At 45.5% G+C, this 11,732-nt stretch carries 10 protein-coding genes; 5 read left to right on the top strand and 5 right to left on the bottom strand.

What is annotated here, in order from left to right; translation table 11 throughout:
* Nucleotides 1-2,521: glycosyltransferase (locus QUA58_RS08060; protein ID WP_333393584.1), on the bottom strand; the 2,521-nt coding region annotated here is incomplete at its 3' end.
* A 369-nt stretch (nt 2,522-2,890) separates the two neighbouring features.
* Between QUA58_RS08060 and QUA58_RS08055 the strand changes: the two genes are divergently transcribed.
* From QUA58_RS08055 to QUA58_RS08045, 3 genes are all read left to right on the top strand, one after another.
* A complete protein-coding gene (locus tag QUA58_RS08055) occupies nt 2,891-4,564 on the top strand; it encodes a methyltransferase domain-containing protein (protein WP_333393582.1) in 1,674 nt (557 codons plus the stop codon).
* Nucleotides 4,565-4,639: 75 nt separating this feature from the next.
* Complete coding sequence (locus QUA58_RS08050) at nt 4,640-5,509, top strand: calcium-binding protein (RefSeq protein ID WP_333393580.1); 870 nt, start codon at nt 4,640-4,642, stop codon at nt 5,507-5,509.
* A 40-nt stretch (nt 5,510-5,549) separates the two neighbouring features.
* Entirely contained in the window at nt 5,550-6,398 is an 849-nt protein-coding gene (locus QUA58_RS08045) for a Uma2 family endonuclease (RefSeq protein ID WP_333393578.1), read from the top strand.
* A gap of 12 nt (nt 6,399-6,410) precedes the next feature.
* On the opposite strand, the gene QUA58_RS08040 is transcribed toward QUA58_RS08045, so the two are convergent.
* From QUA58_RS08040 to QUA58_RS08030, 3 genes are all read right to left on the bottom strand, one after another.
* The gene (locus QUA58_RS08040) at nt 6,411-7,217 is read right to left on the bottom strand and encodes an MOSC domain-containing protein (RefSeq protein WP_333393577.1); all 807 of its coding nucleotides are present in this window, start codon (nt 7,215-7,217) and stop codon (nt 6,411-6,413) included.
* 111 nt (nt 7,218-7,328) lie between these two features.
* Nucleotides 7,329-7,628: a putative quinol monooxygenase gene (locus tag QUA58_RS08035; RefSeq protein ID WP_333393575.1), complete on the bottom strand. Its 300-nt coding sequence runs from the start codon at nt 7,626-7,628 to the stop codon at nt 7,329-7,331.
* A 366-nt stretch (nt 7,629-7,994) separates the two neighbouring features.
* Nucleotides 7,995-8,672 (bottom strand): hypothetical protein, encoded by a 678-nt coding sequence (locus QUA58_RS08030; RefSeq protein WP_333393574.1) that lies wholly within the window; start codon nt 8,670-8,672, stop codon nt 7,995-7,997.
* A 142-nt stretch (nt 8,673-8,814) separates the two neighbouring features.
* Here QUA58_RS08030 and QUA58_RS08025 point away from each other — a divergent pair, with 142 nt between their 5' ends.
* Nucleotides 8,815-9,294 (top strand): hypothetical protein, encoded by a 480-nt coding sequence (locus tag QUA58_RS08025; RefSeq protein WP_333251018.1) that lies wholly within the window; start codon nt 8,815-8,817, stop codon nt 9,292-9,294.
* Nucleotides 9,295-9,412: 118 nt separating this feature from the next.
* On the opposite strand, the gene QUA58_RS08020 is transcribed toward QUA58_RS08025, so the two are convergent.
* Nucleotides 9,413-9,916, bottom strand: coding sequence for a hypothetical protein (locus QUA58_RS08020; protein ID WP_333251021.1), 504 nt, complete (start codon nt 9,914-9,916; stop codon nt 9,413-9,415).
* Nucleotides 9,917-10,343: 427 nt separating this feature from the next.
* Between QUA58_RS08020 and aroA the strand changes: the two genes are divergently transcribed.
* Entirely contained in the window at nt 10,344-11,693 is a 1,350-nt protein-coding gene (aroA, locus tag QUA58_RS08015; RefSeq protein ID WP_333393573.1) for a 3-phosphoshikimate 1-carboxyvinyltransferase, read from the top strand.
* Nucleotides 11,694-11,732 lie beyond the last annotated feature (39 nt).

The following is an 11,732-nucleotide window of genomic DNA, read 5'->3' as shown; positions in this document are numbered from 1 at the left end:
ATTTATCTGTTGTGGAACGGGCATCTTGCCCGTTCTTGACAATGCCACATCTCAGTTGAAAATAATTCGGCGACTGAAATATAAATTTCAAAAAGTCGTCAAAAAACCACTGGGGAATCGCTGCATTGTTATACTCAAGTGGTAACTGATAAGCGTCGCGGTACAGCATCGCTGCGAGGAGATATTGCATCTTCTCGGCAATTTCCCCTCCTTCAGCAAGTTTCGAGGATAACTGCTGGACAAAACTTTGTTCTGACTCAGTTAAAGTTTCATTTTTGAGGGCGCTATCTAGGAGCAATTTATGAGCTTTTCCCGTGTCTTTCAAGTAAGCACTTTCTAATTTTTTCGCTGGCAAATTCAGCCAATATTCAGCTAGCTGTTGGCGGTAGGAGCGCAGCGCGAGAAGAGGCTGTTTTGAGGGGGATTTATTGTATTGCTCAAGCATTGCTGACAATTCTGATAAACTCGGCTGGGTTCTCAATGCCAACTTTTGGCGGATTGTCTGTTTAATTTGTTGATTCAAGAAACTGTAATCAGGAGCATTTAGTAGTTTTTTGTAAAATCTGACTACATCCTTATGATTTTCCCCAGCAGCGAAGTTTTTCCAAGTTTGTTGTTCGGGATGAATCCGCAGGGAGGACAGTTTTTCGTCTACAAATCCGATATGATAGTTGCCCATGATTCGCCACCACATATCTAAGTCTACATACTGAGATAATCCCGAATCAAATAATCCTATTTCTTCAAATACTCGCGCGGCAATTAAGACGGTACTAGGTTCGCCAATTTTGTTTATCGGGTTGTTCAAGCAGTTAGTATCTGCCAGTAATTGTTTTCCGGGCTGAAGAGATTTTAAATTCGACCAACTTTTATGCAAATCTTTAATTGATTGAGAAGCTCTCCGCAAAATCGGGTTAGATTCATTTTCAGCTATGGTGATGCCACGCGGGGAGAAAACCATACCTATTTCTGGGTTTTTTTGGGCGACTGCGACCATTTTTTCAATACATTCTGGTGCGAGCAAGTCGTCTTGAAACAGAAATTTAATGTATTGACCTTTTGCTTGGGATATGCAGAAGTTCCAGTTTTGTGATAAGCCGTAGTTGCGGTGCAGTACGATGCGGAAATCGACTGAGGTTTGTAATTGGAATGATTGGGCGATCGCAATTGTGCTGTCTGTGGAGCCGTCGTCGGATATAATCAGTTCTATGTTAGCGTAGGTTTGGGCCAAAGCACTTTGAATTGCTTCCCCAATAAATTTTTCTCCGTTGTATGTTGGAATGCAAATGCTAACCTTCGGCTGCTCGTTTTGTACTTCTGCTTTGGATTGATTTTTTTGCTGTGATGGTGGCAAGTCTGCCCTAATTTTGGCAGACTTCGCTGTGGCTGTTCCTGACAGAGGTATGCTTTGAAAGTTATCGGTAATCTCGGCAATATATTCGAGACGTTTTCTAATTTTATTGCCTGTAACTTGCGGGTGGAGTAAAGTCTTAATTTCCTCAGCAGCTATCGCTCCAATTTCTTGAGCTTCCCGGTAATTGTTGAAGACGTACCGCATTAAATCCGCAGCGTGTTCGACATCCGCTTCGGCCCAAACATTGCCTTTTTTGTAAGGCCCGAAATCTTTCTCAAGTGGGATTAATTTATACTTGACTAAATAGCTATTGCCGACATTCATAAATTCTGTATTTGATGAATAGCCGGTGGCAATTACGGGTTTCCCGTAAAACATTGCTTCAGCCATTGTTAAGCCAAATCCTTCGCAGCGGTGCAGGGATACATAACAGTCGCAATTGTAGAGCAAACCGTTAAGTTTATTTTTGGACAAATACCCGTCTAGATGTTTGATATTTGAATAATTGGCGATGGCAGAATTTAATAAGTTTTTCTGCTCTAAATTTCTGTTTGAATTAGAAGATTTGATAATCAACAATAGGCGGTCATCTTCGCCAAAAGCTTGTTTAAATGCTTGTATGGCCACTAAAGGATTTTTGCGCTCGATGCGGCTGGAAAAGTCGAATACAAACAAGAAAATAAATTTATCTTTAGGTAAACTCAGTGCTTCTCTGTTCAGGGAAGGTGCGGGGAGAGCAATACTGGGCATAATTTTGATCACGGGAATTGGCGCAAGTGCCGAAATTGCCTCGGCGCAATAGTTGCTGTAAGTCCATATTTCGTGAAAGTGATTAAATGCTGGCTGCCATTCTGGGGGAAATGCGGGAAGTTCCCAAGCCCAAAAGCCGATATTGTATTTGTTTTCAAAATAGGTGGAACCTGTATGTTTGATAAAGGTTGCAATTTCATCGGCGTTAACTTGAATTAAGTTGACGGGATGGGGATTGTCTTGGCTAAAGTTTTGATAGGTAGTGTCTTGTTTGCGGTGGGGACTGCGGGTAAAATTGTTGATGACGAAGGGAATGTTGGCGGCTTCTGCGGCTCTGATGTTTGCTCTGACACCTTCTCCTATGCCAAATTCGCCGTTGATGTAGCCGGCGATGTTCATTCCTAGATTAGGGTTCATAGTTTCTAATGTATTCAGCAAATTGTTGTGTTGATTTTTGGAAAAAAAGCAGAATTAATTGAGAGTCTCAATCGCGCTCAATGAGGGTATGGGTTGAGAAAAAATTATAATTTTGCTCAATATTTGCTAAGATATGGCAATCCTTGTAGGATGGGTGAATAAGATTAAATGAACCGCAAAGGGCGCAGAGAACGCAGAGGAAGAGAAGAGAGGGAAGGGAAAGGGTTGGTAACAGAAAATTGGGTGCTTGACAAATGTGCCGATCGCCATTGTATACTGGCATCGCAATGCTAACCTTCGGCTGGTTGTCTGTCGGCATGGGTTGCTCTGTTTTATTTTACGATAAACTAATCAGGAATTTTAGAGAAAGTGATCGATCGCGTCAACCACGACTTCTTGAAGCTGCTACCGCCGGATGCTAAAGTCATTGTCGAAATTGGCTGCGGTACGGGCTCGACGGGCGAACAGTACAAGCTGATAAATCCCCATTGTCAGTATATCGGCATTGAATGCGATCGAGAAAAAGCTAAAATTGCAGTCGATCGGCTAAACTGGGTGACGGTAGCCGATATTGAAGAAATTGCCCTCGAAAGTCTCGACATCGCCCCAGGAACCGTCGATTGTTTGGTTTTTGGCGACTTGCTACCCTACCTCAAAAACCCTTGGGATATCCTCAAGCAGTACAGTGGTTTGCTGAATCCAGAGGGGCAAATTCTCGCCAGAATCCCTAATGTTCAATACTGGCGGCGAATTGTCAATCTGTTGCGGGGACAGTGGGAGAATCCCGACAACAAGATGCAGCACTGGTTTACCCTAGAAAGTATTAAATCACTATTTGCTCAAGCCGGATTGCAGGTTTATGAATTTCAAGGAAAGGGACACAAAACCGAAAATTTTGTCCACTTTCAGGAATTACTGCATCCCATGGTAAAGGCTTTAGAGCTAACATCGAGCAGCTTTGCTACGGAAACAGGTGCGGAACATTATATCGTGCGATCGACCAAATCGACCGTACCTGCGCGCAGACTGCTGATTCAGACTATCATTATGGCTCCTACAGGGTGCGATCGTGTGCGAGTTTTGGAACCGGACAAATTTAGCGCTACAATTCCCGGTGTCCGCACCGTATCCGGCGTGAAAACAGCAGAATTAATTCCCCCCCTGCTGGGAGAAGAAAAAGTCTTCATCTGGCAGCGGACAATCATGCAATATCCCGGCTATATTCCCCAACTCAAAGAACTGCTGCAACAAGGCTATTTAATAGTAGCTGAAATTGACGATAATCCCGTCCGCCGCCGCGAATACGCAGACAATAATTACCTCAGCTATCGCGGCTGTCACTGCGTTCAAACTTCTACAGAACCGCTAGCCAAAATTTTGCGGCACTACAATCCCAATGTGGCCGTATTTCCCAATCAATTAGCTTATCTACCTCCGCCGCGAATTTATCCGGCAGAAGATACAGTCACAATCTTTTTTGGTGCACTCAACCGCGAAAAAGATTGGCAGCCGATTATGGCAGCGGTAAATCGAGTTTTAGTTGCACACAAGCACCGGATTCGAGTTAAAGTAATCCACGACCGCAGATTTTTTGAAGCCTTAAAAATACAACAAAAAGAATTTGAACCATTTTGCAGTTACGAACGGTATCAAGAAATAATGTACAGTTGCGATATAGCTTTACTGCCGCTCGTTGCTAACCCGGTTAACGAAATGAAATCCGACTTAAAATTTATTGAATGTGCAGCGCGGGGAGTAGCGGTGCTGGCAAGTCCCACTGTGTACGAACATTCGATTGTCGAAGGTGAAACCGGATTTATTTATAGATATGAAAAAGAGTTTGAAACCAAACTAAATTCGCTGATTTCAGACACTTCTATGCGCCGGGAAATAGCCGCCAATGCTTACGAATGGGTGCGGGACAACCGCTTGCTGTGCGGGCACTACCGGCAGCGCCGAGATTGGTACTTACAGATGCGAGACGAGTTGCCACGTTTAAATGCTGAGCTGCGCGATCGCCTGCCGGAGTTATTTGGTGACTAAGTGCGGTAAAATTTATAGGGTTATTGTGCGATCGTTCTGTTTTATTGTTTAATTTTTAATTGTTACTCCACACCAATGCGAATTCTCTTCACTATTGCTCACTTTTACAATCCCAGCGGCGAGGGGAAACACGCTTCCCAGCGAAATGATCCGCAACCACGACTAAACGCTTTAACCGCTTGCGTGACATCGCTGCAAGCTTTGTACGGCAAATCTCAGTCGATGATTGACATTAGCGAATGTGCAACTATCCCAGCAAATCAATCTCAACAGCACGAAATTGACATTGTTGTTTGCACTACTCAAGGTTATCATCTGTTGCCTCAATTGCCAGTGCAGCCCAGATGTTTTATGCACCATGCTACAAAATGCGAACCGCTGCTGTTGGGGTTTGAGTGTCAAGCAGTTTTGCGAGCGTGTCTTAACAAATACGATTATTTCTGTTATTTGGAAGATGATTTAGTTCTGCATGATCCGTGGTTTTTTAGTAAATTAAAGTGGTTTACTCATCACGGAGGAAATGGGAATTTGCTGCAACCTAATCGCTATGAAATAGCGCCTAAAGGCGCGGTTTTTAAAGCATATGTTGATGGTGATTTAGCAGACTCAGCGACTTCTCCGTTTCAAAATGTAGAGGAGCAGCGGCAGTTAATGGGAAAAATCATGGAACAAACAGTCGCTTTTGAGCGGGCGTTGAATCCTCATTCCGGCTGCTATTTTTTAAATGCGGAACAGATGGCACACTGGGCTAAGCAGTCTCATTTTTTGGACAGGGATACTAGCTTTATCGGCCCGCTGGAAAGTGCCGCGACTTTAGGAATTATGCGGACTTTTAGAGTTTACAAGTCAACTCCTGCTTATGCTAATTTTTTGGAGGTTCAACATTTTGGAACGAGTTTTCTGAATTTGATTGGTAATAAGGTGAGGGTGCCGGCAGAAGGATGAGTTAAGATATTCAGGTAAGCTGCAATACTTGAGAGGTCGCATGACCCAGGCAAGCGAAAAAATTGTCCTTCCCTCTCCCTTCCCCGACCACACTCAACTGCCAGAGGAAGACGGCACTTTTGTGAAGAATTTTCAGGAGCATCCGCAGAGCATTATTTTGACTGATTCTATCGGGTCGGTATTGCAACGGCTTCATCCCGATGGGCAATATGCTATAGGGCAAGACTGTGGCATCTACTGGCGAGAAACAGACCCGCTTGAAAAGGGAGCAGAAGCTCCAGACTGGTTCTACGTGCCGAACGTGCCACCAACACTAGGAAATCAGATTCGTCGCTCTTACGTGTTGTGGCGCGAATTCATGGCTCCGATGATTGCTTTGGAGTTCGCATCGGGAGACGGTTCAGAAGAGCGGGACACAACCCCACTATCGTACTCGGAAGTTGGAGCGGCCCAAAGGCCTGGGAAGTTTTGGGTTTATGAGCGGATCATGCGGATTCCGTATTATTGCATCTATGAGATCAATACTGGCAGGCTGGAGGTTTACAGCCTGAACAATGGGTTTTACCAGCAGTTGCTTCCGAACGATCGCGCTCATTATCCGATCGCGCCCATGGGCGTAGAATTAGGACTGTGGGAAGGCAGTTATCAAAACCAGACAATGCTGTGGCTGCGGTGGTGGGACAGCGAGGGCAATTTGCTGCTGACAGGTACAGAACGAGCTGCTGTCGAACAGCAACGAGCTTCCTTAGCAGAGCAGGCTTTGAGTGCAGAAGCCCAAGCGCGGCGGGATGCGATCCCTCGGTTGTTGGCAATGGGATTGAATACAGAGCAAGTGGCAGAAGCGCTGGGTTTATCAGTAGAGGAAGTTAGCCAGCATTCACAATCTTAATGTCGCTTTTTATTAATAAGAAGTCAAAACATCGCCGATTTTAACTGTGCCACTGTCGATAATTTTGGCTAAAACTCCAGTTTGTGCGTGACCGAATTCCTGTTGCAGTAAACTGAGTAGGGAAATATCCCGATCGCCCGTTTCTGGATTCACTTCTATATTGACACAGCGACCGATTCGTGCTGTAACTTCTATGCGCGCTGTGCCTAATTGAAACTGTTTTCCGATCAACTCAAATTCTGACCAAGCTGCCATACCTTCTAGCACAATGTTCGGGCGAAATCGGCCCACGTCAATGTTTTGAACAGCAATTTCTGTTAATTGATCTAATGTGGCTTGACTGAGTAAAGAAATGTGTACGGGTTCTCGATCGGGATAACGAGTTTCGCCGCTGGTGTCGCCGACTAATTGCAAAGGTGCAAACTGCGGGTGTCTCGCTTCTTTTGTGGGTTCAATTGCCGCCAAATATTCTGTGAAAAAACTGCTGATGCGATCGCGCCCCGCTGCTGTGTTCGTTTCTGCGGATAATACTTCAACTCCTTGACGCTTGACTGTTAAAACCGTCGTTTCCGGTTGATAATCACATTCCAAAGCTGCTAACAGAGGCCAATCGTTTTGAACGGCAAAATGTTTTTTGCTCATCCAAGGCATATTTTGGGCGGGCATCTTAGCAGCTTCAAGATTATCTGCAAACATCAGGGCAAAAGCTCGATCGCCCTTAATTCCGTGTCCGGCTGTTAAAGCAAACTCCGACATTGGTTGCGGTGTCAGCCCTTTAATTGGATAAATAAATAACTGTTTTATTGTTGCTACTGTCATATTTTTTTTAGCTTTGCTTCAATTTATAATGAACTATAGCCCCCTTAAAAAGCCGATATAGGGGGCATAAGCTATTTCACAAACATTAATAAAATTGCTATAAAAACCCGATTAAGCTAGCAATTCATAGCGACGAATATCTGGAGGCCCAACGGCCAAACCGTCTAATTTCTGCACGGCGTCTTGAATGTGAGTTGAACCGAGATGTAGTTCGAGCAAATCTGCACTTTCCCACTCTTCAACAAACGTAAAATCTGTGGGATCGGCTTGATTTTGCAGGAGTTCGTATTTGATGCAGCCTTTTTCTTTGCGAGTGGGATCCATAATGCTCAGCAGCAGAGATTTAAGTTCTGCTACTTTGTCGGGAAAGGCGGCGAGGCGGGCGACTACTCGCAAGGTTGTTTTGGACATAGGAGAAAAAAGTCACAGATAGGACGATCGAATTTACCGATTTTTATTTGGCAAACTCAACAATAGAGGATTTTACTTAAAATAACCTAAATAGGTCGATCGGTCAACGGCGGCCTAATCAGTCCAAGACACGCTCAAGTCTCAGAAACATCATATCTTGCACCATTGTCAATAAGCTTTTTATGGGCGGGCTAGAAGCCCACCCTACAAGAAAACTCATTCTTTGTGGAACAGGCATCTTGCCTGTTCTTGAGAATTGTCCAAGATGTAAGAGAAACCCCGTTTCTTCACAAATTCTTCGTTAGCAACCGCAGAGCGTCGTATAAACCGGGTTTCTTGATATATTTGGGCGAATACCGGAGGAACTCAATCTTTGGGATAAAATCGCTTGTTTTCTGTAGAATATTCCCAGGCGATCGCCTCGGGGTCTTTTTCGCGACTCCACTGAGCAAACTCCGGCTTAAGTTTCCACTTGCCGATCGTACTTGCGTGAACTTTGAATCTGCGGGAGAGTTCCGTCTGGGTAAAAGAGATTTTGGGTTTTCCAGGAGTCTTGGTTTGAGCAATGGGGAATAAATTTGGTTTTTTATCTTGTGTTTTTTCCCGATTTGTGGGAGGCTCTTGAACAGCTATTCCCGCAATAGCTGTTTCGCTTTGATTGACAGGTGGAGCTATTTGAAAATAATACAAAATTCCGCCTTGTTCCGTCACTTCAAAATCCGCTGCAAACTCAGAGGCTCGTTCGTCGAGATACTCTTGAACCTTTTCTCCCGGCAGTTTCGCATTCATCGCCAAATCCAAAGCCGTAACTCGCCCTTGATTTTCCTTGATCAACTTATAGAAAACCGAGTCTAAATGAGCGAGTTTATGTTTTTGCTGCTGTTGGTAGAGCTTGTAAGCCCAAGCAATGCCCGCTGTGGTGGCGATCGCCCAAAACATCTTTCCCGACTCGAAACTGGCAACCGCCGTCAAGGAAATAGGCAAAAGCAGGGTAAGATATCCCCAAATGCTTCCCTTCTTTAGGTTATTGCTGTTTTTGACCATAGTTCCTAAACAGGTACGTAGTTTAGCTTAGTAGAGCGTGTCTGAATGCCGCGAAAGTTTTTCGACAGTTGATATATCGGCTAATCGCTGACGCACTCTACTACAAAATCCCAGAATCTACTTTTTTTGCAACCGAGGTTTCATGTACTTTTTTCGCAAACAGATTGCCATCCTGCTGATAGTTGTTGCTTGCTGTACGCTGACGATTAGTTGCAGCGATAGCCGAGCTGTCCAGTGTACTAAATTTACTGAAATTGTCAACAAAGGCAACGCTCTCATTGATGTTGATAAAGACAGCAACGATGCTGCAACGACCGACAAGTTAGCTAAAAATTTGAACCTGATAGCGAATGAACTTGAGGATCTGCGAATAACAGATTCAACCCTCAAAGAAATTCAGGAGCCATCGGTTAAATCCTTCCAGGAAATTAGTCAAGCCCTCGGCGACATAAGCAAAAGTCTTCAGGCTGCAAATCTCGCTTCTACAAGTATAGAAGGTCGAGAGCAAATCCAAACAGCTCAAGCAGATATTATCAGAGCCGGCCAACAGGCGAATCAAGCAGCCGCAAATCAAGACGCTTTGACTAGCAAACTGATTAATTATTGTAAGGGCGATCGTTAAAGGCTAAGAGTTTTGAGTTTTGAGATGGCCACGCGAACCCCAACAACCCACGGGGGGTGAATGAATTTGAGGAATGCGTCGCCTTCACCTACTATCTACCCCTTTGCAATTACCCAATTTAGTGATGAATTTCTAGATTCAAAATATAGCAACCGAGTTGCACTTTCTCCGACCACAACTCGTATTCTAACTGCAAGTGTCCGGGCTCCGGCTTTCCTGTCAGCGTCAAGTTGCGGGTGAAGTTGCGGAGTCGCAACTGTTCGGGAGTCGCCAGCGATTCGCCCTGAAGCCAATAACGGCTCAGGCCGTACATTCCTCGTTCCCAGCAGTGGCGGTAACTGTATTTGCCGTTTCCTTGCATGGTCATAATGACTCGATAGGGCGAAACTTCTAGCCAGAGCAACCGGGGTTTTGTAGTTGGGGGCAAGATTGTAACTTGCTCGGCAGATTCGTCGGAGCCGTCGGAAAATTGGCGATCGATTATTGCTGGTTCGTGCAGCAACAAGTGAAAGCGATCCTGGTCTTTTTGATAAAGCGTACCAGCGGTTTCAACAACTGACCACAATGGTAAATCTGTGGATACCAGCGATAAACTTACAGGCTTGCGGTGATGGGTCAGCATAAATAAAAGTTTAGGAGTTGTTGTGGATCGGGCGGTTTGAGATTGGAGATTTTAGACTTTAGATTTTAGATTGGCTGGCTTCCAAATTCCGGAGCTTTTGCTTAAAAAAATGAAAAATCTACAACTCGCAATCGAAAATCTAAAATTGTTTAGTCACAATTCAATCATCTGGTCGATAACTGAGAGCTGGACATGAAATCTAAGCAAATACACGGATAATATTTGTGAAATTAATGTGAAATCCGTGCCGTTGCGTCCGCACTCCCGTGTCATCGAGAACTGACAGCGCAGTCTCCGGGCGAGTTTAATCAGCCTTTAAGTTAACCGGACACATTGGGAAAAAAACCGCAGGCCGTACAAAAGACAACTGACTTAGGACTGGGAAAAAGGTAGGATAGCTAACGCCATCCAATCCTAGTTTATCTCAATGCAAGCTGACATTATCACTACTACGCTTCTTGACAAAAGCCAAACTTTAAGCATTCAAAAACCTGCCTCGGGCTTGTCGCTGGTGGGGAGGATTCGAGTGCCAGGGGATAAGTCGATTTCTCACCGAGCTTTGATGTTGGGCGCGATCGCCCAAGGTAAAACTACAATTGAGGGACTACTCCTAGGAGAAGACCCCCGCAGCACGGCTAAATGTTTCTCGCTCCTCGGAGCCAAAGTTTCTGAACTCAACGCGGAACGGGTGACAGTCACGGGTGTCGGAATTGGCGAGTTAGAGGAGCCTGTGGAAGTCTTGGATGCGGGTAATTCCGGCACGACGATGCGGCTGATGTTGGGAATTTTAGCGTCTCATCCGGGGCGTTTTTATGCAGTAACGGGTGACAGTTCTTTGCGATCGCGCCCCATGTCGCGCGTCATTAAACCGCTGCAACAAATGGGAGCGCAAATTTGGGGTAGAAAGGGCAATTCTTTAGCTCCTTTAGCGATACTGGGACAGCAGTTAAAACCGATTCACTACCATTCTCCGATCGCCTCAGCTCAAGTTAAATCCTGCATTTTGCTAGCAGGTTTGATGGCTGAGGGAGAAACTACAGTCACAGAACCCGCGCTCTCACGGGATCACAGCGAGCGGATGTTGCGGGCGTTTGGAGCCAAATTAACCGTCGATCCAGAAACTTGTAGCGTGACAGTCACTGGCGGATCGCAACTGCAAGGGCAGAATGTGATTGTACCGGGAGATATTAGTTCGGCGGCATTTTGGCTGGTGGCTGGGGCGATCGTCCCTGGTTCCGAGCTCGTAGTCGAAAATGTCGGCGTCAACCCAACTCGTACAGGCATTTTGGAAGCTTTGGAAATGATGGGGGCCGACATTGAACTGCAAAATCAGCGAGAGGCGGCTGGGGAACCGGTAGCGGATATCTTGGTTCGTAGTTCCGGCCAATTGCGGGGATGCACCATTGCGGGCGACTTAATTCCCCGACTGATTGACGAAATCCCGATTTTGGCAGTAGCGGCGATCTTTGCGTCGGGTACTACAATAATTCGAGATGCGGCCGAGTTGCGAGTCAAAGAGAGCGATCGGCTGGCCGTGACTGCTGCAGAACTCAACCGCATGGGAGCCAAAATTTCCGAGTTACCCGACGGTTTAGAAATTACCGGGGGAACTCCTTTGACCGGTGCGGATGTTGACAGTTACACCGACCACAGAATAGCGATGAGTTTGGCAATCGCAGCGCTCAACGCCACAGGTATTACTAACATTCACCGGGCCGAAGCTGCTGCCATTTCCTACCCCGATTTTACCGCCACTTTGCAACAAATTTGCCAGTGAAATTGAGAGCGGGAGAGTGAGGGAGAGGGGGAGATTTGG

Source organism: Microcoleus sp. N9_A1 (genome assembly GCF_036701795.1).
In the GTDB taxonomy this organism is placed as follows: domain Bacteria; phylum Cyanobacteriota; class Cyanobacteriia; order Cyanobacteriales; family Microcoleaceae; genus Microcoleus.
The sequence above is the reverse complement of the archived record's forward strand: the minus strand, read 5'-3'. Positions and strand labels throughout refer to the sequence as shown.

Excerpts from the sequence above, each read along its gene's own strand:
- QUA58_RS08050 (WP_333393580.1), top strand. The coding sequence starts at position 4,640 with ATGCGAATTCTCTTCACTATTGCTCACTTTTACAATCCCAGCGGCGAG.
- QUA58_RS08045 (WP_333393578.1), top strand. The coding sequence starts at position 5,550 with ATGACCCAGGCAAGCGAAAAAATTGTCCTTCCCTCTCCCTTCCCCGAC.
- QUA58_RS08040 (WP_333393577.1), bottom strand. The coding sequence starts at position 7,217 with ATGACAGTAGCAACAATAAAACAGTTATTTATTTATCCAATTAAAGGG.
- QUA58_RS08035 (WP_333393575.1), bottom strand. The coding sequence starts at position 7,628 with ATGTCCAAAACAACCTTGCGAGTAGTCGCCCGCCTCGCCGCCTTTCCC.
- QUA58_RS08030 (WP_333393574.1), bottom strand. The coding sequence starts at position 8,672 with ATGGTCAAAAACAGCAATAACCTAAAGAAGGGAAGCATTTGGGGATAT.
- QUA58_RS08025 (WP_333251018.1), top strand. The coding sequence starts at position 8,815 with ATGTACTTTTTTCGCAAACAGATTGCCATCCTGCTGATAGTTGTTGCT.
- QUA58_RS08020 (WP_333251021.1), bottom strand. The coding sequence starts at position 9,916 with ATGCTGACCCATCACCGCAAGCCTGTAAGTTTATCGCTGGTATCCACA.
- aroA (WP_333393573.1), top strand. The coding sequence starts at position 10,344 with ATGCAAGCTGACATTATCACTACTACGCTTCTTGACAAAAGCCAAACT.